Origin of the sequence: Mammaliicoccus sp. FSL K6-3158, assembly GCF_038005105.1 — a bacterium.
In the GTDB taxonomy this organism is placed as follows: domain Bacteria; phylum Bacillota; class Bacilli; order Staphylococcales; family Staphylococcaceae; genus Mammaliicoccus; species Mammaliicoccus sciuri.
Window position 1 is genome coordinate 373,690 of record NZ_JBBOSL010000001.1, and the last position, 23,559, is coordinate 397,248.

General features: G+C 32.9%; 21 protein-coding genes and 1 riboswitch. Of the genes, 8 read left to right on the forward strand and 13 right to left on the reverse strand.

Annotated features, from left to right (window positions below; genetic code table 11):
* Positions 1-65: 65 nt before the first annotated feature.
* The 3 genes from lacD to pfkB are packed head-to-tail and all read right to left on the reverse strand — an operon-like array spanning position 66 to position 3,813.
* Complete coding sequence (lacD, locus tag MHH94_RS01670; RefSeq protein ID WP_078355244.1) at positions 66-1,001, reverse strand: tagatose-bisphosphate aldolase; 936 nt, start codon at positions 999-1,001, stop codon at positions 66-68.
* Positions 998-2,872, reverse strand: coding sequence for a fructose-specific PTS transporter subunit EIIC (locus MHH94_RS01675; protein WP_232156893.1), 1,875 nt, complete (start codon positions 2,870-2,872; stop codon positions 998-1,000). Before MHH94_RS01675 ends, lacD begins: the two co-directional genes overlap by 4 nt.
* 5 nt (positions 2,873-2,877) lie before the next feature.
* Positions 2,878-3,813, reverse strand: coding sequence for a 1-phosphofructokinase (gene pfkB / locus MHH94_RS01680; protein WP_078355242.1), 936 nt, complete (start codon positions 3,811-3,813; stop codon positions 2,878-2,880).
* A gap of 112 nt (positions 3,814-3,925) precedes the next feature.
* Between pfkB and MHH94_RS01685 the strand changes: the two genes are divergently transcribed.
* Positions 3,926-4,711, forward strand: coding sequence for a MurR/RpiR family transcriptional regulator (locus tag MHH94_RS01685; RefSeq protein WP_078355241.1), 786 nt, complete (start codon positions 3,926-3,928; stop codon positions 4,709-4,711).
* Between the two features lie 43 nt (positions 4,712-4,754).
* Here MHH94_RS01685 and MHH94_RS01690 read toward each other — a convergent pair whose 3' ends face one another.
* Positions 4,755-5,339, reverse strand: a complete 585-nt coding sequence (locus MHH94_RS01690; protein WP_058592169.1) for a LysE family translocator — start codon at positions 5,337-5,339, stop codon at positions 4,755-4,757.
* 117 nt (positions 5,340-5,456) lie between these two features.
* Between MHH94_RS01690 and MHH94_RS01695 the strand changes: the two genes are divergently transcribed.
* Both MHH94_RS01695 and MHH94_RS01700 read left to right on the forward strand, forming a co-directional pair.
* Positions 5,457-5,963, forward strand: a complete 507-nt coding sequence (locus MHH94_RS01695) for a hypothetical protein (RefSeq protein ID WP_075578358.1) — start codon at positions 5,457-5,459, stop codon at positions 5,961-5,963.
* A 104-nt stretch (positions 5,964-6,067) separates the two neighbouring features.
* A complete protein-coding gene (locus tag MHH94_RS01700) occupies positions 6,068-6,946 on the forward strand; it encodes a nuclease-related domain-containing protein (protein ID WP_340839396.1) in 879 nt (292 codons plus the stop codon).
* Positions 6,947-7,196: 250 nt separating this feature from the next.
* Here the strand turns inward: MHH94_RS01700 and MHH94_RS01705 are convergent, their stop codons facing one another.
* From MHH94_RS01705 to MHH94_RS01740, 8 genes are all read right to left on the reverse strand, one after another.
* Positions 7,197-8,234 carry a galactitol-1-phosphate 5-dehydrogenase gene (locus MHH94_RS01705; protein WP_340839397.1) on the reverse strand — a complete coding sequence of 346 codons (1,038 nt, stop codon included), beginning with the start codon at positions 8,232-8,234 and terminating at the stop codon, positions 7,197-7,199.
* Between the two features lie 26 nt (positions 8,235-8,260).
* Positions 8,261-8,419: a hypothetical protein gene (locus MHH94_RS01710; protein ID WP_088592136.1), complete on the reverse strand. Its 159-nt coding sequence runs from the start codon at positions 8,417-8,419 to the stop codon at positions 8,261-8,263.
* A 41-nt stretch (positions 8,420-8,460) separates the two neighbouring features.
* Complete coding sequence (locus tag MHH94_RS01715) at positions 8,461-9,492, reverse strand: zinc-binding dehydrogenase (protein ID WP_058592173.1); 1,032 nt, start codon at positions 9,490-9,492, stop codon at positions 8,461-8,463.
* A 20-nt stretch (positions 9,493-9,512) separates the two neighbouring features.
* Complete coding sequence (locus MHH94_RS01720; protein WP_048540810.1) at positions 9,513-10,772, reverse strand: PTS galactitol transporter subunit IIC; 1,260 nt, start codon at positions 10,770-10,772, stop codon at positions 9,513-9,515.
* Positions 10,773-10,856: 84 nt separating this feature from the next.
* Positions 10,857-11,135 (reverse strand): PTS sugar transporter subunit IIB, encoded by a 279-nt coding sequence (locus MHH94_RS01725; RefSeq protein ID WP_058592174.1) that lies wholly within the window; start codon positions 11,133-11,135, stop codon positions 10,857-10,859.
* Positions 11,136-11,192: 57 nt separating this feature from the next.
* Positions 11,193-11,660, reverse strand: a complete 468-nt coding sequence (locus MHH94_RS01730; protein ID WP_106417298.1) for a PTS sugar transporter subunit IIA — start codon at positions 11,658-11,660, stop codon at positions 11,193-11,195.
* 19 nt (positions 11,661-11,679) lie between these two features.
* Complete coding sequence (locus tag MHH94_RS01735; protein WP_232156889.1) at positions 11,680-13,665, reverse strand: BglG family transcription antiterminator; 1,986 nt, start codon at positions 13,663-13,665, stop codon at positions 11,680-11,682.
* Between the two features lie 347 nt (positions 13,666-14,012).
* Positions 14,013-15,641: an APC family permease gene (locus MHH94_RS01740; RefSeq protein WP_078355236.1), complete on the reverse strand. Its 1,629-nt coding sequence runs from the start codon at positions 15,639-15,641 to the stop codon at positions 14,013-14,015.
* A 287-nt stretch (positions 15,642-15,928) separates the two neighbouring features.
* On the opposite strand from MHH94_RS01740, the gene MHH94_RS01745 reads away from it, so the two are divergent.
* From MHH94_RS01745 to MHH94_RS01760, 4 genes are all read left to right on the forward strand, one after another.
* Positions 15,929-16,639, forward strand: coding sequence for a MerR family transcriptional regulator (locus tag MHH94_RS01745; RefSeq protein WP_340839407.1), 711 nt, complete (start codon positions 15,929-15,931; stop codon positions 16,637-16,639).
* A gap of 475 nt (positions 16,640-17,114) precedes the next feature.
* Positions 17,115-17,220: riboswitch (SAM riboswitch) on the forward strand.
* Between the two features lie 82 nt (positions 17,221-17,302).
* Positions 17,303-18,121, forward strand: coding sequence for a MetQ/NlpA family ABC transporter substrate-binding protein (locus MHH94_RS01750; protein ID WP_078355234.1), 819 nt, complete (start codon positions 17,303-17,305; stop codon positions 18,119-18,121).
* 196 nt (positions 18,122-18,317) lie between these two features.
* Positions 18,318-19,586 carry an MFS transporter gene (locus tag MHH94_RS01755; protein WP_048540824.1) on the forward strand — a complete coding sequence of 423 codons (1,269 nt, stop codon included), beginning with the start codon at positions 18,318-18,320 and terminating at the stop codon, positions 19,584-19,586.
* Between the two features lie 129 nt (positions 19,587-19,715).
* A complete protein-coding gene (locus tag MHH94_RS01760) occupies positions 19,716-21,035 on the forward strand; it encodes an Nramp family divalent metal transporter (RefSeq protein ID WP_048540826.1) in 1,320 nt (439 codons plus the stop codon).
* 27 nt (positions 21,036-21,062) lie between these two features.
* On the opposite strand, the gene MHH94_RS01765 is transcribed toward MHH94_RS01760, so the two are convergent.
* Positions 21,063-21,653 (reverse strand): TetR/AcrR family transcriptional regulator, encoded by a 591-nt coding sequence (locus MHH94_RS01765; RefSeq protein WP_142242764.1) that lies wholly within the window; start codon positions 21,651-21,653, stop codon positions 21,063-21,065.
* Between the two features lie 126 nt (positions 21,654-21,779).
* On the opposite strand from MHH94_RS01765, the gene MHH94_RS01770 reads away from it, so the two are divergent.
* Positions 21,780-23,273 carry a CoA transferase gene (locus MHH94_RS01770; RefSeq protein ID WP_340839412.1) on the forward strand — a complete coding sequence of 498 codons (1,494 nt, stop codon included), beginning with the start codon at positions 21,780-21,782 and terminating at the stop codon, positions 23,271-23,273.
* The last annotated feature ends 286 nt before the right edge of the window (positions 23,274-23,559 follow it).

Sequence of the window (23,559 nt, forward strand, 5' to 3'; positions counted from 1 at the left end):
TCTTTTTATCTAAATTAGATTTCTGTCCCGCTCCCATTTTTTTATGTGAAGAGGATGGAGAAGGGTTAGACGGGTGTAGCAATTTCTTCAACTAATTTATTTAATTCTAGAATATTATTTTTACAGGTTGATTTCAGTTTGTTTCTTGAGGAATTAATACCATCTTCTACATATACTTTTGCAGCATCACTCCATGTAGCTCTACCACATAATACACCATTAAACTTAGATCCTGACTTATATGCGAAGTTTAATGTATCTATAAATAATTGTGATGACACGCCAGCACTTAAAAATATAAACGGTAGGTTGGTAGCATTAGATTGTTCCAGGAAGAATTCAGCAGCTTCCTCTTTTGTATAAACATATTCATTCTTAGCATATCCCTCTACAAAGTTCATATTAACTGGAACTTCTACTTTTAGTACATCAACATTAAATCTTGATTCACTGTAAAGACGCATGGCATTAATCACTTTATATGGCTTTATCTTAGCAAACTCAATTCCCTTTTCATCACCAATAGAGTCATCATATGTTAAAATTTCTAGGAAAAAAGGTAATGATTCTGATACACATTCACTACCAACTCTTTCTACAAAAGCTTCTTTTTGACTATTTATTTCTTCTGACTCATTAATGTCTACATAGATTAGAAGTTTGATGGCATCTGCACCTTTAGATTTCAAGTTTTTGACTGAACAATTTGGAATTAAGTCAGGAAATCTTCCTGGTGTTTTTTTATCATAACCTGTTTTTTCATATGCCATAATTAAACCACAATTTTCATCTCTTATATTAGCTGCTTCTTTACCAAATTCAGGATCTAATAATATAGATGATGCATAAGGTGTTAATTCATTTGAGACTAATTCTTTAAAATTAGATATTTCAGTATTTGAAATATTTTCGCCCATCATTCTTTTTAAAGCACCTCTTTGATCTATAGCTAATGCAGTAATAATGCCTTTATTGTTAGTTAGTTTTTTTAAGGATTTCATTTCTTATTCACTCCACTTAATAGATTTACGATTTCTTCTTTTGAATTTGAAGATATTAATTGATTTGTAAATTCTTTATCCATTAATTTTCTAGATAGGTTAGCTAAAATATTTAAATGTGCCTCACCATTATTTTCAGGTACTAATATACTTATTAAGAAATTAGTAGGTTTCCCATCTAAAGATGGCCATTCAATTTCATTATCCATTTTAATGACAATTAGACTTGCGTTACTAATTGATTTATCTGATACATGAGGTATAGCTATACCATTCTCCATGCCCGTACTACTTTCTGATTCACGTGCTTTCAAACCTTCAAAGACAGAATTGAAACTATCTGAAACATTTGTTTCAACTGATTGTTGGGCAATAAACTCTAAAGCGCTTTCTTTATTGTTGAAAGATTTATTTAAGAAAACTCGTTTACTGTCTACTAAGTTGTTAGTAGATATGATTTTAGGTTGTTCATCAGACTCATTACTTTTAGTAACATATTTTTTTTGTTCGATAGACATCAATATTCCAGCAACAAGAGCACCAATAATTATTGATACTACCCAGAAAATTGGATGAGTAACTACAGGCAATACTATAAATCCACCATGTGGGGCTGGAACTTCAACTTTCAACATATATGTGAGTATTGCAGCTATAGAAGAGCCAACCATAAGTATTGGGATAATAATAAATGGTCGTTTAGCAGCAAATGGAATCGCACCTTCAGTGATATGTGTTGAACCAAGTAAAAAGTTGACTAATCCAGCACTCGTCTCAGATTGACTGTAATATTTTCTAGATAGTAATACTGAGAATCCAGTTGCTAATGGAGGAACTATACATGCAGCTGATACTCCAGCCATGAAAAGATGGTTACCTTGTGCTAATAGAGCAGTACCTGTAACATACGCTGCTTTATTTACTGGTCCACCCATATCAAACGCACACATTATACCGACAATTAAACCTAAAATTATTGGATTTGAGTTTTGGAAACCTGCTAAAAAATCCATCATACCTTTATTAATAAATTCCATAGGTATTGATAAATACCACATTATAAAGCCAGCGATAAAAATACCTAAAACAGGTAGTAAAAATATTGCTTTCAAACCATCTAATGATTTAGGTAAGTCTTTTAGAGATTTTTGTAATAATAATACGATGCCACCAGCTAAGAAACCTCCTGCAATACCTCCTAGAAATCCTGTACCATTTGTATCAGCTATCATACCAACGATAAAACCTATAACTAGACCAGGCCTATTGGCTATTGATTGTGCTATATATGCACTTAGTATAGGAACCATTAGACCCATAGCTAAGCCGCCTATTGTGTTCATTTGTTCAGCGATTACATTGTATTGGTCAGATTTTGGATCAGCGGAGTATATCCCAAACATGAATGATATAGCAGTCATAACACCCCCAGCTACTACGAAAGGAAGCATATGCGAAACACCATTCATTAAATGAACATATATTTTATGCCACATATTAGACGAAGTATTTTCTTGATGCTTAGAATTATCTAATTGATTATTCTCAGATTGATAAATTGCCACATCACCTGAAATAGCTTGATCGAGTAACTGATTTGCTTGTTTAATACCTTTAGATACTGAAACGTTAATAACTTTCTTCCCTTTGAATCTATCGATATTTACATTTTTATCAGCTGCAATAATGATGACTTCTGCTTCGTCAATTTCTTTTTTACTAAATTCATTTTCAGTTCCTCTTTGCCCATGTGTTTCTACTTTAATTGTTACGTTTTTACTTTTGGCAGCATTTTCTAGTGCTTCAGCTGCCATGAAAGTATGTGCTATTCCCGTTGGACATCCTGTAACTCCTAAAAATTGATATTTCATAAATATCACCCCTGTTTAGTAACGTTTAATGTTGAAATTTTAATCTCTTTCAATAATTCTTCGGTATCGCTAAAATCTGTGAGTCCTGATTTAAATGCCGTAGAAGAACCGGCAACAACAGCTTTTTTAAGAGCAGTAGCTTCATCTAAAGTCTCTTGCAAAGTATGATAAAATGTTGCTAAAATTGTATCTCCAGCTCCAGCTGTATTTAAAACTTCACCTTTAGGAGCAGTACAATGATAACTACAATATTTATTGAAAAAATATGCTCCATTTTCTCCAACAGATACTAAAACATTTTGACAACCCTCTTTAATAAGTAGATTGGATACATATGCGATGTCTTTATCAGATTTTAGATCATGGATAGGGAAAAGGTTTTGTAACTCTTCTTCATTAGGTTTGATTAAAAACGGTTTATATTTAATAATTTCTTTTAGAATAGGATGGCTGGTATCAATAATTAATTTAAATCCTATTGAATTTGATAATTTGGCAATTGTTAATAAAATTTCACCATCAATGCCTTTGGGAAGACTTCCAGAAACAAAAAGAATATCATTACTATTCAAATTTTTTATTTTGGCTAATAATAAATTTATCTCATTTTTCTTAATGGTAGGTCCCGAATTAACAATTTTATATTCACCCTGGTTTGATTTAAGAAATACATTAATTCTAGTATTACCTTCTACTTCAATAAAATCTGTTTGAATTTTCATTTTTTCTAATTCATCTTTGACAAATTTCCCACTAAATCCTCCTACAAATCCTGTTGCGATATTAGGAGTACCTAATTTACTTAAAATTACAGATATGTTAACACCTTTCCCATTAGGTTGAAACTCATCATAAATACTTCTATTTACATAATCAGGTTTAAAATCATTCATATGAACGAACATATCAATAGCTGTATTTAATGTACAAGTGTATATCATAAGCAAACATCCTTTCTTAATAATGATTATGGCATGAGCAAGAATGAAAATGTTTACACTTTCTATGATATAGTAAAAATAAAGTGAAAATATTTACATAAGGAGGGTTAACATGAATTTTCAACAACGTGTACAATATTTTTATAGTAAGTTAAGTGATAGTGATAAATACTTAATTAACTATATAGAAAAAAATTATCTTGATATGGTAAATCTTTCTATTATTAAATTGAGCGAAGATGCTAATGTATCTACTTCAACGATAGTAAGATGTATGAAAAAGCTAGACTACAGTGGTTTTACGGATTTTAAGTTTCAAATTGCAACAGAGATTTCTAATACCAATCCAAAATCATTGGAACAAGTAGAATACATTGATAGTCAAATACAAACTGCGATTATTAAAAATAAAGAAGAAGTTGATAAGACTATTAGATACATTCAATCTTCTATAATAGAGGATGCTATATCAGCGATTAAATACAGTAAAAAAGTTACTATATTTGCAAGAGGATTTTCAGAACATATATCAAATGAAATGACAATCAAACTGCAATTACTAAATAAATATACTGAGGAGCATAAAGATCCGAACATAATTCGCATAAAATCAAAAACATTTACAAAAGATGATTTAGTAATATTTATTTCTTTGAATGGTGAAACAGAAGAACTGGTGGAAGCTGCTGAATATTGTAAAAACTTAAACGTCAAAACAATTTGTTTAACAACAAATAAAGAAGGTAGACTATATGAACTATGCGATATCATTTTATTAGGATTTAAATCTGATAAAAATTATTTACCTGAATATGAAGTTAGGTCACGGTTACCATTACAAGTTTTATCCAGAATACTTTTGGATGCATATGTAATAAGAAATGATCAAAACAGTTAGTAAAATACCCCCTTTACCATCAATCATGGATTAGGGGGCATTTTTATGTGAAGAGGATGGAGAAGGCAGTATAAACGAGAAGTAGTGCCATTATGATATTAAATGCTAATTCATGTTGATTAATAAACTTTTTAAAGATTGAACCAAAGACACTCCAACTGAAAGAGGATAGAAATCCGATGAGTGCTAAATATGTAATTAAGATAATTTGGATAGAGAAATGTTCATAGTTTGGCGTTATAAATGCAGCTACAACACTTAACGCATAAATCACACCTTTAGGATTTACGAACTGTAACAACATACCAAATTTAATATTATTGTATCTATTACTAAATGATTGAGCATCCGTACCTTTGCTCGTTCCAATTTTGTATGCTAAATAAAGTAAATAAATTGCCCCGAAAATCTTCATATATAATTGTATTTTAGGGAACAGGTGATACAAAGCAGAACTAAAGAAATTAGATACGAGTAGTAATAAAAAAAAGCCAAGCGCAACACCGATACAGAAACGTACTGTACCTCGCAGACCAGTTTGTTTAGAATAATATAAAGACATAATGTTATTTGGTCCAGGCGTGAAACTAGAAACAATTGCATAAATCGTCATAGATAATAAAGTCATATAAAACGCCCCTTCGAGTTAAACTATTGTGTGTATTGTATCGATAGATGGAGGGATTGTAAATGATTGGTGTCGGGGGATGAGAATATATAAATCTTATAAAAAGAAGGTGAAAGTATGAAACAACGTATTATGGTTATTGGATGTCCAGGTTCAGGTAAATCAACATTATCAAATAAATTACATAATAACTTAGGAATTCCTTTATATCATTTAGATGAAATAAAATGGCAAAATAGTAACAAAACAATAGATAGTGAGACTTTTGAAGAAATATTAAAAAATATTATTCAATTAGATGAATGGATTATTGATGGCAATTATAACAGTACCTTGGAGTTGAGAATGAAGAAAGCTGACATTGTAATCTGGTTAAATTATAGTAGAGCAATTTGTATATTTAGAGTTTTTAAAAGGTTTCTTCAAAGTTTTTATAGAAAATCTGAAGGGGGAAATCCTAAAAGAGTGAGTTGGAGTTTTATTAAATTTGTTTGGAATTTTAAAGACAATCATGATAAAAGATTACTTGATTTAAAAGATAAATATAGTAATCAAAATGAATGGATAATCTTAAAGTCTAAATATGACACTAAGTTATTTTGTGATAAACTGCAGGAAAGTTAATGTTGTATAGGTTTACTAATTAAGTATAACGAACTGTAGTATTTTAGTTTATCTTTTCCTGCGCATTCTCTATAATAATTGTAAAGAATTGTGGAGGTGCATCGATGAACAGTCAAACATACTTACTGGCTCTCAAAAATCGTATCATTCAAGATAAACTTGATGAAGATACGAGGAACTATATTAAAGGTCTGGAGGGTGAACTTTTCATTAAAGGTATTCTTGATGAATATCCAGATCTTCATTATTTATATGATTTTCATATAAACTACAAAAATCGCGTTCAAATTGATTTTTTAATTGTAACGGATGATGCTATATGTCACTTTGAGGTTAAACATTATTCTGGAGATTATACGATTAAAGATGGTCAGCTTATGAACGAATTTGGAAACATGTTTTATACACCTTTTCAGCAACTGCGACGAGCCAATCATGAATTGAATCATTTAATATCCCACTTGAATATTAATAAACCCTTACATTCCTATCTTATTTTTTCAAACCCCAAATTCACTTTAAAAGGCACAATGCCAAATCATTTCAATATCCTACTACCAACAGAATTACACAAACTTAAATATATGTTCAAAAATAATCATACTATAGAAAATGCTAATATCATACATATGTTTCAACAAGAGCATAGTGACTTTTCACATCTTTATAACAATATTAAAAAGGTCGCGATGGCTAGTTTAAGTTCAGGATTGAAATGCCCAAAATGTAAGAGATTGAATACGATTGAGGTAGAAGAACGAAAGAAAAACCTGAAATGTAGATTATGTGATTTCAAAGACATACGACAAAATGTGTATTTGTTTAATTTATTAGAACTTAATTTGTGTAAAGGGGAGTCTTTTACTTTATCAGAAGCACAAAAATGGTGTGGGGTGGAGAATAAATACACTATAAGAAGAGTGTGTGAAAAGTATTTTAGAAGTACAAATAAGAATCCAAAAAGATACTATAAAAATCAATAAAACCGAAGTGAACATTGCAAGTGGAAGCTGACTAGCAATATTGGGGGATCGAACATTGCAAGTGGTGGCTGACTAGCAATATTGGGGGATCGAACATTGCAAGTGGTGGCTGACTAGCAATATTGGAGCATCGAACATTGCAATCAATACCGCCCAACTACCTTCCCCCCTTCATCCACCAACAAAAACAGGGGCACCATGTGTGCCCCTGTCCCTTCTTAAGGTATTATTGATATATGGTTATGTTTATTTATGGGTGGAAGATTACTTTATCGTATTGTTTCTTTCTGTTTACTAAGTTATCAAATGTTTCTGGTGCTTTTGATAAAGGAAGTACATCGGAGATAATGGGTTTTACATCAATTTCTCCTGTAGACATATAATGTAGTGTAGCTGCCCATTCTTCTCCTGGGAATGGGGCGGATAAACCGTTCCATGAACCTATGACATTAAGCTCATTTCTTAATATCTTTTCGAAATGTTGACGATGAATCTCGATATCTGAATATGGAATACCTAATAGTAAGACTTCGCCACCTTTAGTAGGTAATGTCAGAACTTGTCCTATTGTAAACGGTGATCCTGCTGATTCAACAGCAACATCAATTTTTTCAGGTATTGCAAATATAGACTCATCTAAGTCTGTTTCTTTAGAATTAATCGTATAATCCGCGCCGAGTTGTTTAGCGATTTCTAACTTATGGTCATCAATATCTATTGCGATTATTTTAGCTGCTCCGAATATTTTCGACCATTGAATGGCTAGTAACCCAATGCTTCCACATCCCATGACTGCTACAGTTGCACCCGGCTTCATATGTGTTCTGTAAAATCCATGTGCAACGACTGCAGAAGGTTCGACCATTGCTGCAGTATCTAAATCTACATTGTCTGGTACTTTAAGTACATTGTTTGCTGGGAGTTTCACATATTCTGCAAAACAACCAGGTTCATATGATCCAATCACATATAAATTTTCACAACGTGAGTATTCACCTTTTTCACAGTAATGGCATTGATGGCATACGACAGCGGGGCATCCTGTTACAGCATCTCCTACATTTAACCCCGATACGTCGCTACCAACTTCCTCAACAATTCCTGAAAATTCATGTCCAAACGTCATACCTTGTTTGTAAGGTCCAAGCTTTTTGTAACGGGAGGTATCTGATCCACAGATACCCGTTGCTTTAACTTTAATCATGACATCATTTGGTGCATCTATCTTTGGTACAGCTGTTTCTTCAAATCTTAAATCTTCAATACCATATAAATTTAAGGCTTTCAAAAGTATTATCCTCCCCTCTATTTATATTATGAGGTTTGTTCTGAAGTCACTTTCTTCTTCTTGAAAAGTTTAGAACCGAAATAACTTAAGAAGACAGCACTATTACATACGAGTAAATTATCCATATAGAATTGTGTAATACCTCTCATTGGCCCAAGCATAAAATCTAACATGTGTTCAACCATAATCAACATTCTCCTTTTTTATCTTTAAAAAGATTATTTGTTTATTCGATAGGGCGAAGTAATACTTTAATACCTTCGCCGCCTTTAATGTGATTGTAACCTTCATCCCATTCAGTAATATCAAGCTCAGCAGTAACAAGTGCTTCTGCATTTACTTGTCCAGTACTCATGAGTTGTAATGATGGTTCCCAATCGGCAGGTTTCTGACTTCTACTACCTACAACTCTAATTTCTTTTTGAACGATTTTTTCCAAATCAAAAGGTATTTCTGGATCTTTAAAAATACCAACTTGGACATATAGACCTTTTTTGCGTAATAGATCAAGACCTTGTTTAGCAGCAGGTACAGCGCCAGAACATTCTAATACAACATCTGCACCGTATCCGTCTGTAATGTTGTTAACATATTCTTTTAAGTCTGTATGTTGAATATTCACAACATGATCTAAATTTAATTCTTCTGCTTTTGCTAAACGAGCTTTATCGTTATCTAAACCAGTTATAACGACTTTTCCACCTTTACTTTTAACGACTTGTGCGACGAGTAGGCCAATTGGTCCTGGTCCCATAACGATAACAGTATCACCTTGATTAATTTCAATTTTAGACACTGCGTGATGTGCACAAGCGAGAGGTTCTGTCATAGAAGCGGCTTTATAAGAAACATTGTCAGGCAACTTGTGAACACTTGCTGCTCTTGCTACAAGATATTGTGTGAAGCCACCATTTTGTTGCGTACCTAAACCTTTACGATGATTACATAAATTGTAGTCTCCAGATTGACAGTATTCACATTCACCACAAATATAATATGTTGTCTCAGACGTTACACGATCACCAATTTCAAATCCTTCAACTTTATCACCAAGCGCAACGATTTCTCCAGAAAACTCATGGCCAAGTGTTACAGGGAAGTTTACATTGTAATGACCTTCATAAGTGTGAACATCTGTACCACAAATACCGGCATAATGAACTTTTATTTTTATCTCATTTTCATTTGGTTCTGGAATTTCTTTATCTAAAATTTCTAAATTACCAAAACCAGGTGCTGTTTTTACTAATGCTTTCATTTAAAGTCATCCCCTTAATGTTAGTTGAACAATGCAAAGAACTTGAAGATAATATAGTTTAAGATGTTACCACCTTGGTCAAGACTTGAAATTTGTGAAGATCCTGATGGCATTTTCACATTTGTACCGTCAGCCATGCTTGTGAAGATAGGTGCTACATCTGTTGCGATATATAGTGAAATAGCAATCATCACTGTTCCAACGATAACTGAATGTATGATATTACCGCGTGCTGCACCTACGATGAATGCGACGATAAATGGAATTGTCGCTAAGTCACCAAAAGGTAATACTTGGTTACCAGGTAAAATAACAGCTAATAATACAGTTACAGGTACTAAGATTAAAGCAGTTGAGATAACAGCTGGATGACCTAATGCAACCGCAGCATCTAAACCAATATAAATTTCACGATCTCCAAAGCGTTTGTTTAACCAAGTACGAGCTGATTCTGATACAGGCATTAAACCTTCCATAAGAATCTTAACCATACGAGGCATTAAGACCATAACAGCAGCCATTGACATACCTAAGTTAATAACGTCACCAGCATTGTATCCAGCTAATAAACCAATTGCTAAACCAAGTACTAAACCTACGAAGATAGATTCACCGAAAGCGCCGAAACGTTTTTGAATTGTATCTGGGTCAGCATTTAATTTGTTAATACCAGGCACTTTTTGAAGACCTTTAACAAGGAAGATACCAGGTACATAAGAAATCGTACTACCAGTTGCAATAGATACACCTGGTAAATCATAGAATTTACTCATCATTGGTGCAGTCCAATCAGCTACTTTTAAGCAGACGATTTGGAATAATGCAGCAGCAACTAATGATTGCCAAATGCTTCCCGATACGGCATATACCATTGCACCACAGAATGTATAATGCCAGAAGTTCCAAATATCAACGTTCATTGTTTTAGTTGCTTTAGTTAATAACATAATGACATTAATCACAATACCTAAAGGAATAATAAATGCAGCGATAACAGATGCCCATGCAATTGATGATGTAGCAGGCCAACCTACATCGATTACATTTAAACTTACGCCTAAATTTTTAACCATTGCTTGTGCTGCAGGTCCTAAATTATTTACAAGTAAATCAATTACTAAGAAAATACCTACAAATGCAACACCAATCGTTAAACCAGATCTAAATGCTGCACCAACTTTCTGTCTGAAAAATAACCCTAATAAGAATATGACAATCGGTAAAATTACCGTTGCACCTAAATCAAGAAATGCTTGAATAAAATTTACAAAACCATTCATTCCCTACACCATCCTCTTTTTAGAAGAATGAGGATGAAATATGATTTATTCCAACCTCATGCTAGTTTTTAATTTTGAATTTGTTTAACTTTGTAAAGCGTCTAAAATTTCTTTCTTAGTATCTTCAACACCGATTCCTGTTAAGAAGTTACGTGCGTTAATAACTGGGAATTTGTATTCTTTTTGCGTCATTGCTGTTGTCACTAATAAATCAGCTGTTTCAGCGTATGCACCAACTTCAGAAATTTTGATTTGTTTTAAATCTACTTTAATGTTGTGTTCTTTAGCCATTTCCTCAATTGCATTGTTAACCACTGTTGACGTTGCGATTCCTGCTCCACATGCTACTAATACTTGTTTCATAATAATTTCCTCCTAATTTGAGTCGATGTGTACATCAAACTCTTCCTGTTAATTTATTTATACTTCGCTTAATTCTTTATCTATTGCATCTACAATTGTTTGTTTATCTTGTGCATTGGCAATCAATTCAAGTAATTGATCGTTTTGGAAGATTCCCATCAGTTTTTGTAATAATGATAGTTGAGCATCTTCTTTATCCATTGCTAACATGAATATTAATTTCACGTCTGTTGTTTCTTCAATTTCTCCCATAATGACAAATGGAACGGTTTCTTTAAGTACTGCAATACCTATTGATCTCGTCTGAACGTGTTGTATGTCGGTATGTGGGATTGCCACTGAGCAATATACAGTTGGTAAACCAGTTGCAAATGATTTTTCTCTTTCTATCACTGCGTCTTTGTAAGTGTCTTTAACATAATTATTTTGGTACATGATCTCTGACAACTTACTCAACGCTTCAACATTTGTCTTAGCTTCTAAATCTAGAATGACGTTAGAAGCATCGATCTTTAAATCTTGCATATTATGCAACCCCTTTGACTTAATCTATTTTTGAAAAGTGTTGAATGATTTTATATACATCAATTTTTGAATCTGTTTGAACAATTTGTTGTATAGCTTTATCGTCTTGAGACATATCTCTTAGTTGTAGTAGTGGTCTTAAATGTTTGAACTTATCTGTAGCAGCGATTGCTACGAAGATATGAACCTTTAATCCAGTACTCAACTCGAGTGGCTCTTTCAGAATCAACATACTCATTGCAGTTCTATGAACGACTTGATCACCATCAGCATGAGGGATTGCGATATTTTGGTTAATAACCATATACGTATCATCAAATGCTGCATGCATCTTATCTACATAGAGCGGGTCGACATATTTCATTCTTACTAACGGGTTAGCCGTTAATTGAATGGCTTCTCCAATATCAGCTACGCGCTCTACAAAATTAATATGATTGGTTGGTAATAAATCTTGTAAGTTCAAAGTACTATTGATAGATAATGTTGATGCTTTAACCGATGAATATGCATACGTATCTTCGAATTGTGCTTTTACGATTTTGAAAAGCTCTGATTCATTATGAATTGTTGCATGTTCTCTTATAGCCGAAATCATTTTTTCGACTTGTATTTCTGTTTCCATCGTATTATTTAATTGACCGAATACATGTTGCCGTAGTTCATGTTTTTCTTGAGCAGTTAATATCGTTTTCGTGATATACAATTTTTTAGGTGTCATGATATGCATCGGTGAAAAGACGATATCAAAGTCTAATTCATACTGATTGAAATCACGTAATGATAAAGCATCAAGGAATATAAATTCAGGGAATACACTTCGCAACTCTTGTAACATGAGCTGAGAAATGGATGTACCTTGTGTACAAACAACGACAGCTTTTACTTTTTGTTCAATTTCTTCATCTTGCCTTCTTAAACTGCCACCAATCAGTATGGTTAAATAAGCAATTTCATTTTCGGGTAATGATTGCCCGAAGAACTTTTCTAAAGGTTTTGAAGATAATTTAACGAGATGAAAGAGTTCTTTATAATCTTCTTTTAAGGAATTTTCTAAACCTTCTACATCAGATAATTGATATCGAATTCTGTAAAAAGCAGGTTCCATATGAAGCATTAATTGGTTAATCAAAGAATCTCGATCGTTAAATTTAATAAAAGTAATTTTTTCAAATTGTACGATCATGTCTATAAGTGCCTTTTTGAGTTCTGGAATATGTTGAACATCACTGACATCTGACCACTGAACACTCGTAGACAGCAACTGTAAAGTAATGAATAACTTTTCTTGTCTTGGAATATTTGGGTAGTTCGATGTCAAAATTTCTGTTGCTTGATATTCTTTCGTATCCGATAAATCATCGTATCCTATAGAAAATGATGAAACAATTTTGTCATGCTTAATTCTTCGTAAAATTAAATAAAGTTTATAAGGTAATGTTTGTGTACTTTGATCAATGAATTTTCTGTCTAAATATTGTTCGATTTTAGTGATTTGTTTATTGATTAATTCAATTTTTTCATCAATAATACTTAAACTTTTGATGATATCAGACTGAGCAATATGCATTGTAAAGACTTTATCGATGAGCCTCATAAGAAGTCTTCGAATTTCAAATTCACTACCAGCTAAGTAATAACCATTAGTACGACTATATTTCAGATTAACTTCGTATGGTTGTAGAAGTTCTTTCAATTTCTTAATATCATTTAGAATGGTATTTTTACTGACTTCTAAATCAATTGAGAAGTGATTTAATGAAAGGCCTTCTTCCTCACTAAACAACATCAATAAAATGAGGTGTGCACGTTGGTATGCCGTATATACCTGCTCATTCTCTTGATAGGTGGATTCAATTGGAACATTAAGAAAATCTTTAATGGTGTCATCAACGATAAAATAACCTTGGCTAGTTCGTTCGATTTCCGGATAATCATGTTCTTTAAACCAGTCATTTAACTTTTGAATCCTGTACCCAAGCTGTCTTCGTGAAATGTTAAACATTGATTCTAAGTCTTTGCCTTTTACTTTTGGGTTTTTAATCATTTCTGAAATGATATTAAAGTTTTCTTTTTGTATTTTGAATACCTCCTTTGTTGTTAATCATAATTTAACACAGGTCATCAAAGAGTTGTACAAGCTTTAATCACAAATGTTATTAACTTTTGTGTACACCTTTGTGATTATTCTGATATGACAACGTTTGTAAGACACAACGAATAATTACAAATGCATGAATATTATTAAAATTGAATACATAGTAGGGATAACTTATGTGAAGAAAGGAGTGAAAAGGGGATAAGAACATAAAAAAAGCAATCGCTCGATTAGCGATTGCTTTTAAATAATAATTATTCTTGTGATTCGTCAGGTAAGTTTTCTTTCATTTTTTTATTAATTTTCTTCGCGCGTTTGAAATAAATACCTTCAAAGTAGCTTGTTGTACCTAATTTATAGAATACAAGTGCAACAACTGCAATGACGATGAAATCATATGGGTAGTGGATCCAATTAAGTCCGTTAAATTCTTTACTTCCGATAAATGATAAGAAAGCAAGTATGATAAGATATGCAATGATCCAAATACTCCCACCGATTTGTTTTTTAGTATTTGTCCAATTTGTCTTATATTCATAGAAGAAGTAAATTGGTAAACCTAAAATAATAATAAATATAACTTGTGCTGTTGTTGGCCACATAGCCCAATATATGGCGAGTGATGCAACAACGAATGAAAATGGCGCCATAAAGCCAAGCATTTTCGCACGGAATGGCCTATGCATATTCGGTGCCATTTTTCTTAATGAAATAACAGTTGTTGGACCAGTTAAATATGCAACAAGTGTTGCTGTAGAGATAACACTTGCTAATACTGCCCAATCTCTAAATAATGAAACCATAATCATACTGACAATAGCGTTAAATACAATTGCAACACGTGGAATGTTGTATTTTTCATTCATAGAACCTAAGAATTTAGGAATATGACCGTTTTTCTCCATTGCACGTAATACACGACCAGTAATCGCTACGAATGAAACACCTGTACCAAATGGTGATACAACGGCTTCTAAATATAATAGAATAGCTAACCAGTTTAAACCTAATATGATGGCTAAGTTAGCAAATGGTGAGTCGAAATTAATACCGCTCCAACCACCACTTTCAGAAAGCATGTCTGTTGGCATAGATGTGATAAACGTACTTTGTAAAATAATATATAATACAGCACTTAAAGAAAGTGAAATTAAGATACCGCGATAGATATTCTTTTCAGGATTTTGAATTTCAGATCCCATGTTAATAATTGTTTGGAAGGCATTAAATGAGAATATAATACCAGATGCTGTTGTAGCAGCAAATATTGGCGCACTACCATACGGCATAAATTCTCCTAATGACGAACCATAGTTTCCTGTATCAAATCCAGAAATAATTAACATAATAATCGTTACAAGTGGCACACCTAATTTGAAGAATGATATTAAACTTGTAAATGATGTTAATAGTTTAACTGACCAATAATTTAATAATGAGAAAATAATAATGATAATAAATACTGCAAATAATCCAATATTACTAATTGAACCATCATGCATAAGTTGGCTAGTAGGTTTAGCCCAATCCCATGGCCAAGAGCTGATGTATTGAACAGCTGATACAGCTTCGATAGGGATAATCGTTACTAATGATACCCAGTTAGCCCATGATGCTATGAAACCAAGCAGTGAACCATGTGTATACTGCGCGTAGTTACTCATACCACCTGATTGTGGGAACATTGTTCCAATCTCAATGTAGTTATAAGCGATAGATCCTATAACAACAAAGCCTATAATCCAAGATAAAATTGCAGCAGGACCTGCAATTGATGATGCTTCCCATGCCCCAAATAACCATCCAGAACCGATTAATGAACCAAGTCCTAATAGTACGAGTTGGGTCAGGTTAATTTTTTTGTTTTCGTTATGATTACTCATCCAATCTCCCATTCTAATTTTTAATCAATTTTTATTTGTTTTTATTGTTAAAATTAAAGCACGGGTCAATATTATACGCTTATGAAATTAATAGTCAAATTTCGTTGTAAATATCAAACGTTTTCAAATGGCTGTATATACCAATTTTATGGAGATGAAAGGTTTTTAGAGTTCCGGCAGTCTGACTGGCTATAAAGTAAATTAATTTGTATTTTTAAGTTGATTGTGACGCTACGTCATAAAATAGAATATAAGTATAAAATCTATTAATACGAGGAGTGGTTAGTATGCAAATGACTACAGGACAAGTAGCCAAGGTATGTCATATAACAGTTCGTACAGTACAGTATTACGATAAGAAAGGAATTGTCAGTCCAAGTGAAACATCAGAAAATAACAGAAGATTATATACAGAAGCGGATTTGAATCAATTAAAGATTGTGTTGATTTTGAAAGATATGAATTTTTCTTTGAAAGAAATTAAAGCTTTGTTGAAATCAAATGAGTCTATCAACACACTCAATGTACTGTTAAGTGAAAAAATCATTGAGCTAGAGGAAAATATTCGAAACGAAAGTGACCAATTGAAACAAATTCAGTTTATTAAAAAGAATATAAGTGAAGAAAGCGAATATCCAGTATCTAATATCTTGAATTTAAAAAATAAATCTAAAAAGCATCAACTAATGAAAAAATTTAGAAGTAAATTTATGTTTGTATCTATGATTGTCGGTATTGGCCAATATACAAGCATTGCCATGGCGATAACAAAGAAAAAATGGAAGCCGGTTATCATCGTTTATCCGTTCGTACTATTGTATGCAGCATTTGCCGTTAAAAAATATTATGCTGTTGTAAGTTACTTATGTCCAAATTGCCAAAATGAATTTAAACCGATTTTCTCAGAATGGTTCAAATCTAATCATACTTATCAAACAAGAAAGTTATTATGTCCACATTGTAATGTAGAAAGTTTTTGTATCGAGACACATGAATAATAGTAGAATTCGATTAATAGAGTCGCGTAGTTAAAGAAGATTTGAGAGATAAGTATAGAAAAATGGGGAAGTCATGGCTTAAGTACTGAATAAAGCCAAGAGATGGCCCAAGTCGTGGCTTAAGTACTGAATAAAGCCAAGAGATGGCCCAAGTCATGGCTTAAGTACTAAATAAAGCCAAGAGATAGGGCAAGTCGTGGCTTAAGTACTGAATAAAGCCAAGAGATGGCCCAAGTCATGGCTTAAGTACTGAATAAAGCCAAGAGATGGCCCAAGTCATGGCTTAAGTACTGAATAAAGCCAAGAGATGGACTAAGTCATGGCTTCATACCTATATTACCCACAACTTTCACCAAACTCACATATCTTAATGCTCTTATCACCGCCATCCAAACCATCCCCTCATTCTCCGGTATAAAATTTTAAATTGACTAATCTTGAGTACAATGATAGGATTAATAAAAATAATAAAAGACTCTTATCAAGAGTGGCTGAGGGATGTGCCCTATGAAGCCCAGCAACCTTCTATTTGGAAAGGTGCTAATTCACATAAAGTTTGTCTAAACTTTTGAAGATGAGAGGAGGTTTATCTAACTTTCTCTAATTTTTTTAGGGGAAGTTTTTTTATTTTAAATTTTATTTTGGAAAGAGGCGTGTATACATATGAGGAAACTCGTAAAGTTCGTTAGTTTTATCGGTATTATTTTATTATTATCTGCGTGTGGGAAATCTAGTGGAGGTGAAAATACAAAGATTACGGTAGCAGCTTCTCCGGCTCCGCATGGCGATGTGGTTGAACATGCGAAGGAAAAAATGAAAGAAAAAGGTTATGACTTAGAAGTTAAAACAGTAAACGACTATAAAGTGCCAAACAAATTATTGGATAAAGGTGACGTCGATGCAAATCTATTTCAACATGTGCCTTACTTAAAAGCTGAAAAAGCAACACATGGATATAAAATTGAAGAGGTAGGAAAAGTTTTCACAACGCCAATGGGTGTTTATAGTAAAAAACATAAAGATTTGAAACACTTACCTGATGGCGCAACAATTTATGTGTCTAACAACCCAGCAGAAGAAGGAAGATTTTTATCATTCTTTGTTAATGAAGGATTGATCAAAATAGATCCAAAGGTGAAAATTGAAGATGCTAAATTTGATGATATTATAGAAAATAAAAAGAATTTGAACTTTAATAACAAACAAGGCGCAGAATTTTTACCTAAAACATATAACAGTGGTGAAGGTGATTTAGTGATTATGAATTCAAACTATGCAATTGATAATGGACTGAATCCAGTAAAAGATTCGATAGCAATTGAAGATAAATCATCACCATTTGCGAATATATTAGCTGTAAAAGAAGGTCATAAAGATGATAAGAAATTCCAAGAACTTCTGAAAGTACTTCAGTCTAAAGAAATGAAGAAATATATTAAAGATGAATATGGTGATAATGTTATTCCATATGAAAAAGAATAATACATGAGCCCAGGCATATGTCTGGGTTTTAATTTTATATATTTGTGTATTTATTCACAATGAAATAATATTATAAATCTTTAAAATTTATGTTGTAAGCGTTTCCTGTTTGTGCTATATTCAACTTATTAATAAATAGAGTCATCATATGACCACATGAATTTGAAGGGAAATTAATTAAGAAAGTTGGATATTTATGAAAGAAAAAAGAACTAATATAAGATGGTTTTTTGCAATTGCATTCTTTATTATAGGAATTATCGCATATATGGATCGTTCAAACATCTCTATTATCGCCGGACCTATGATGGAAGATTTAAATATGAGTAAAGCTCAATTCGGGCTATTGGCATCATTCTTCTCACTTGGTTATGCTTTAATGCAAGTACCTTCAGGAATATTAGCTGAAAAGTTTGGTCCTAAGAAAATGTTAACAATCGCATTATTATGGTGGAGTGCTTTCACAATTCTTACAGGTATTGTGAAAAACCATGGCTTACTATACTTTGTACGTTTCTTATTTGGTGTAGGTGAAGCGCCAATGTATCCATCAAATGCTGTATTTAATAGTTACTGGTTTAATAAGAATGAAAAAGGTCGTGCATCTTCTGCATTATTAGCAGGTTCATACTTCGGTCCAGTAATCGCACCAATTGTTACAATCGCAATTATGAACGCGTTTGGTTGGCAAGCAGTATTCTATATTTTCGGATTAGTGGGTATATTAATTGCGATTTTATGGGTAATTATTGCTAAAGATTTACCAGAGCAACATAAAATGGTTAATGAAGCTGAAAAAAGATTTATTATGGAAACACGTGACGTTGTAAATACAGGTAAAACAACTGCACCTTGGAATGTATTCTTCAAACGTTTCAGTTTCTATGCAATTGCTGCACAATATTTCGTTGTACAATTTGTTATCACATTATTTTTAATTTGGTTACCTACATATATTCACGAAGAATATCATGTGGAATTTAAAGAAATGGGCTTTATCGCTGGTGCACCTTGGTTAGCAATGTTTATATTGATTATGCTAGGTGGTACAATTTCAGATAAAATTTTATCTACAGGTAAATCTAAATTTGTTGCACGTGGTGTAATCGCAATTACTGGATTTGTAGTATTCTGTATATCACTATACTTTGCGTTAGCTACAGATAACTTATATATGAATATTTTCTGGTTATCTTTATGTCTTGGTGGTGTAGGTTTATCAATGGGCATGAGCTGGGCAACTGCTACAGATTTAGGACGTAATTTCTCAGGTACAGTTTCAGGTTGGATGAATTTATGGGGTAATATTGGTGCATTATTAAGTCCAATCTTAGCTGGTTTATTAGCAGATAAAATTGGTTGGACAATGACACTACAATTAATGATGGTTCCAGTAGCATTCGCAATCATCATGTGGTTCTTTATTAAACCTGACAATCCTTTAGTAAAAGAAGAAAATGTATAATATTTTAAGAGTCTAAGGCACATTATGTGCTTTGGATTCTTTTTTATAACAAAAAGTTTAGGTTACCCTAATTAAAATGTTTACAAATTAGATAAATAGGTATATCCTCTTGATATAGAGGTGTTAGAAATGGACAAAAGTTTAGAAGAAATTAATAGTACGGTCTCTTTTGATGCTGAAGCAAATGCTTTTAGAAAGTTCCTAATGTATTTAGGTCCTGGTTTGCTTGTAGCAGTCGGATATATGGATCCGGGTAACTGGATTACGTCAATGTCTGGTGGGGCTCAGTATGGTTATATATTATTATTTGTGATTTTAATATCTAGTTTATCTGCAATGCTGTTACAAAGCATGTGTGCAAGATTAGGTATAGCAAGTGGGATGGATTTAGCACAAGTTACAGAGCATATGACTAATAAGTCTTTAGGCGTATTTGCTTGGATTTTAGCAGAGTTAGCAATTATGGCAACTGATATTGCTGAAGTAATTGGTAGTGCTATTGCTTTAAATTTACTGTTTAACATTCCATTGACTTTAGGGGTAACGATCACAGTATTAGATGTTTTACTTCTACTTTTAATTATTAAACTCGGATTTAGAAAAATAGAAGCAATTGTAGGTGTACTTATATTTACAGTTCTTATTATCTTTATGTTTGAAGTGTATCTATCTTCACCTGATGCTGGTTCCTTAATGGCAGGATTTTTACCAAGTTCTGAAATTGTTACGAATAAAGGCGCTTTATACATTGCGTTAGGTATTATTGGTGCAACGATTATGCCACACAACTTATATTTACATTCATCAATTGTTCAGTCTAGAAATTATGAAAGAACAGATAAAGGTAAAAAAAGTGCGATTAAATATGCAACAATAGATTCTAATATTCAATTAACAATTGCGTTTATCATTAATTGCTTATTATTAGTATTAGGCGCAGCATTATTCTTTGGTAGTCATGAAGCTTTAGGTAGATTCTTTGATTTATATGATGCTTTAAGTCACTCTCATGTAGGCGGTGCTATAGGTGGCGCTGTTATGAGTACACTGTTTGCGATAGCATTATTAGCTTCAGGCCAAAATTCTACAATAACAGGTACTTTATCAGGACAAATTGTTATGGAAGGTTTCTTAAAAATTAAACTTAAACCATGGGTACGTAGAATCATTACAAGAGTTATCGCAGTTATACCAGTATTTCTATGTTTGTGGTTATATGGATCAAGCGATACAAAAATAGAAGATTTATTAATTTTCACACAAGTATTTTTAAGTTTAGCTTTACCATTTAGTATTATTCCATTAATCATGGCGACAAGTAATCCAAAGATCATGGGTAAACAATTCGTCAATAAAAGATGGGTTAATATTATATCTTGGATACTCGCAGTAGTTCTAAGTGTGCTTAATATATATTTAATAGTAGAAACAATATCAGAATTTATGTAATTTATAATAAAGCCAAGGCAAATGATTTTATTGCCTTGGCTTTTTCTCTGCGTCTATTAATAATTTGATGGGACCTGTCGAATTCAAAGTGATTAATCTTTGTGCCATTTCATCAGGTGGGGTGTCTAATGCTCTAATGACCCATCCTTGTATCATACCTGCATAAGCCGCCGCAACATATTCAGCGACAATGTCTTTATCTAATATCATGTCATTTTGAACGCCAGTATCTTCGAAAAAGATAATGTATCTTTGATGAATATGATTTTTAAGCAAAATATAGAAATTAGGGTAGTGTTTGAACATCGTTTGATAGAAAAATGCGTTGTGGGATATATGGCTAAAGATATTATTAGCAATATAGAATTGTGATTCGCTAATGCTGTGATGTTTTAAATAAAATTTATAAGGCTCACCGAATAGTAATTGAAAGTAACTTGATATCGTATGAGACGTTAATGCATCAATTGATGGATAATGTCTATAAAACGTTGAACGATTGATTTGAGCTTCTTCACATAATTGTTTAACTGTTATGGACTGAATGCTCGTTGTATTTAAACATGTTAACAATGCATTCTGTATTTTGTTTCTGGATTGTTTTTGTTTCTTGTCCAAATCATTCACCTTCTTATGAATGCAACATAATTTGAAAATGTGTTGCTTTTCTCATTTTACACACATTGTTTTTTTAAGTCGAACATTTTTATAATAATAATATGAAAAATATTGGAGGAGAACATATTGAAACAAGATGCCGAAATGTTGAAAGAAACGTTGTTAAATAATAAACAGAATAGAGTAACTGACGATCACTTTGATTTAAATGCAGCTTTAGAAGAAATTCTTAATTCAGTTGGTTATACGACTGCAGATAGTGGTGGCAACGTTACATTCTATGGTAAAGATCCAGTGTTACCAAGTACATTACGAATTGCCGGATTAGCAGGATTGGGATTGGCAGCTAAATCAGTCGCTTTAGCTCATTTATGGCAAGTTCGAGGTGGTAAAGGACAAGATATTCATGTCGATATTAGAAAAGCATTAAAAAGGTTATCCCCTTTTTACGAACGAAAATGGGAAACATTAAATGGATTTCCAGCAAAAGGTCAAGAAGATCCACATACACCATTTAGATTTAATTTTTATGAAACGAAAGATAATAGATGGGTAATGCCATTAAACCCTTATCCAAATGCTAAAGAACATGTATTGGATTTATTAGATTGTCGAGGAACGAAAGAAGCGGTTACTAAAGCGATTAAACAGTGGAATGGTAAAGAATTAGAGGAATCGGGTTCTAAAAAAGGTATCGTGATGCCGCTCATACGTTCTGTTGAAGAGTTTGTTGAAGAAGAACAGTTTAAATATATTGCAGAATCAGAACTGATTGAAATTAAGAAAATAGGAGAATCTGAACCGATACCATTCACTGAGAACCCAGAACAACCATTAAGTGGTATAAGAGCATTAGGAATGGGGCATGTTATAGCAGGAGCAGGACTAGGTAGAGGTTTAGCACTTCATGGTGCGGACGTACTCAATGTATGGCGACCAACTGAGTTAGAAGTAGAAACAATGTATTTAACTTCTAATGTCGGAATGCGTTCAACTTATTTAGATATCACAAATCAACAGCCACATAGAGATAAATTTGATGAATTGTTAAGTGATGCAGATATATTCTTCATCAATAAAAGACATGGATTTATGGAAAAATATAATGTGACAGCTGAAGCATTAGCAGAGAAGAAACCCGGTATCATACATGCGTCTGTTAATTTACATGGACATGCAGGACCATGGTCAGATAGAAATGGATTTGATCAGACGGCAGGAAGTGTCACAGGTGTTATGAGTTTAGAAGGAACAGATGAACAACCCGCATTGCCACCAATTGTCGTTGTAAATGATTACGTTATTTCATGGTTGTTAGAACTCGGTACAATTAAAGCATTAGAAAGACGAGCAGTAGAAGGTGGTAGTTATAGTGTGTCTGTATCATTAAGTAAAGTGTCTGCGTATTTAATGTCTTTAGGTATATTTGATAAAGATTATGCACAAGAAGTAGCAAATAGTAATGAAGAACATCGTGCAGTAGCGCCAGAACAATTTGAAGCAGAAACACCACTTGGAACTTATGTAGGTGTGACAGATCAAGTAGAAATGAGTGAAACACCAGGACATTACGATACAGTTTTGATGGTCAGAGGATCAGATAAACCAGCTTGGAAGTAGAAATTGGTTGAATTTAGTTTGTTAGGCGTGTCACTAGGGACAGAATTCCGAGAAATGTCCGTAAGAGGTACTGTTAGGGACAGAATTCCGAGAAGTGTCCGTAAGATGTGTCGTTAGGGACAGAATTCCGAGAAGTGTCCGTAAGAGGTACTGTTAGGGACAGAATTCCGAGAAATGTCCGTAAGAGGAGCAGTTAGGGACAGAATTCCGAGAAATGTCTGTAAGAAGCGTCGTTAGGGACAGAATTCCGAGAAATGTCCGTAAGAGATGTCATTAGGGACAGAAT

Coding starts and splice junctions, on each gene's coding strand:
- lacD (WP_078355244.1), bottom strand. CDS start 1,001: ATGAAATCCTTAAAAAAACTAACTAACAATAAAGGCATTATTACTGCA.
- MHH94_RS01675 (WP_232156893.1), bottom strand. CDS start 2,872: ATGAAATATCAATTTTTAGGAGTTACAGGATGTCCAACGGGAATAGCA.
- pfkB (WP_078355242.1), bottom strand. CDS start 3,813: ATGATATACACTTGTACATTAAATACAGCTATTGATATGTTCGTTCAT.
- MHH94_RS01685 (WP_078355241.1), top strand. CDS start 3,926: ATGAATTTTCAACAACGTGTACAATATTTTTATAGTAAGTTAAGTGAT.
- MHH94_RS01690 (WP_058592169.1), bottom strand. CDS start 5,339: ATGACTTTATTATCTATGACGATTTATGCAATTGTTTCTAGTTTCACG.
- MHH94_RS01695 (WP_075578358.1), top strand. CDS start 5,457: ATGAAACAACGTATTATGGTTATTGGATGTCCAGGTTCAGGTAAATCA.
- MHH94_RS01700 (WP_340839396.1), top strand. CDS start 6,068: ATGAACAGTCAAACATACTTACTGGCTCTCAAAAATCGTATCATTCAA.
- MHH94_RS01710 (WP_088592136.1), bottom strand. CDS start 8,419: ATGGTTGAACACATGTTAGATTTTATGCTTGGGCCAATGAGAGGTATT.
- MHH94_RS01715 (WP_058592173.1), bottom strand. CDS start 9,492: ATGAAAGCATTAGTAAAAACAGCACCTGGTTTTGGTAATTTAGAAATT.
- MHH94_RS01720 (WP_048540810.1), bottom strand. CDS start 10,772: ATGAATGGTTTTGTAAATTTTATTCAAGCATTTCTTGATTTAGGTGCA.
- MHH94_RS01725 (WP_058592174.1), bottom strand. CDS start 11,135: ATGAAACAAGTATTAGTAGCATGTGGAGCAGGAATCGCAACGTCAACA.
- MHH94_RS01730 (WP_106417298.1), bottom strand. CDS start 11,660: ATGCAAGATTTAAAGATCGATGCTTCTAACGTCATTCTAGATTTAGAA.
- MHH94_RS01735 (WP_232156889.1), bottom strand. CDS start 13,665: ATGTTTAACATTTCACGAAGACAGCTTGGGTACAGGATTCAAAAGTTA.
- MHH94_RS01740 (WP_078355236.1), bottom strand. CDS start 15,641: ATGAGTAATCATAACGAAAACAAAAAAATTAACCTGACCCAACTCGTA.
- MHH94_RS01745 (WP_340839407.1), top strand. CDS start 15,929: ATGCAAATGACTACAGGACAAGTAGCCAAGGTATGTCATATAACAGTT.
- MHH94_RS01750 (WP_078355234.1), top strand. CDS start 17,303: ATGAGGAAACTCGTAAAGTTCGTTAGTTTTATCGGTATTATTTTATTA.
- MHH94_RS01755 (WP_048540824.1), top strand. CDS start 18,318: ATGAAAGAAAAAAGAACTAATATAAGATGGTTTTTTGCAATTGCATTC.
- MHH94_RS01760 (WP_048540826.1), top strand. CDS start 19,716: ATGGACAAAAGTTTAGAAGAAATTAATAGTACGGTCTCTTTTGATGCT.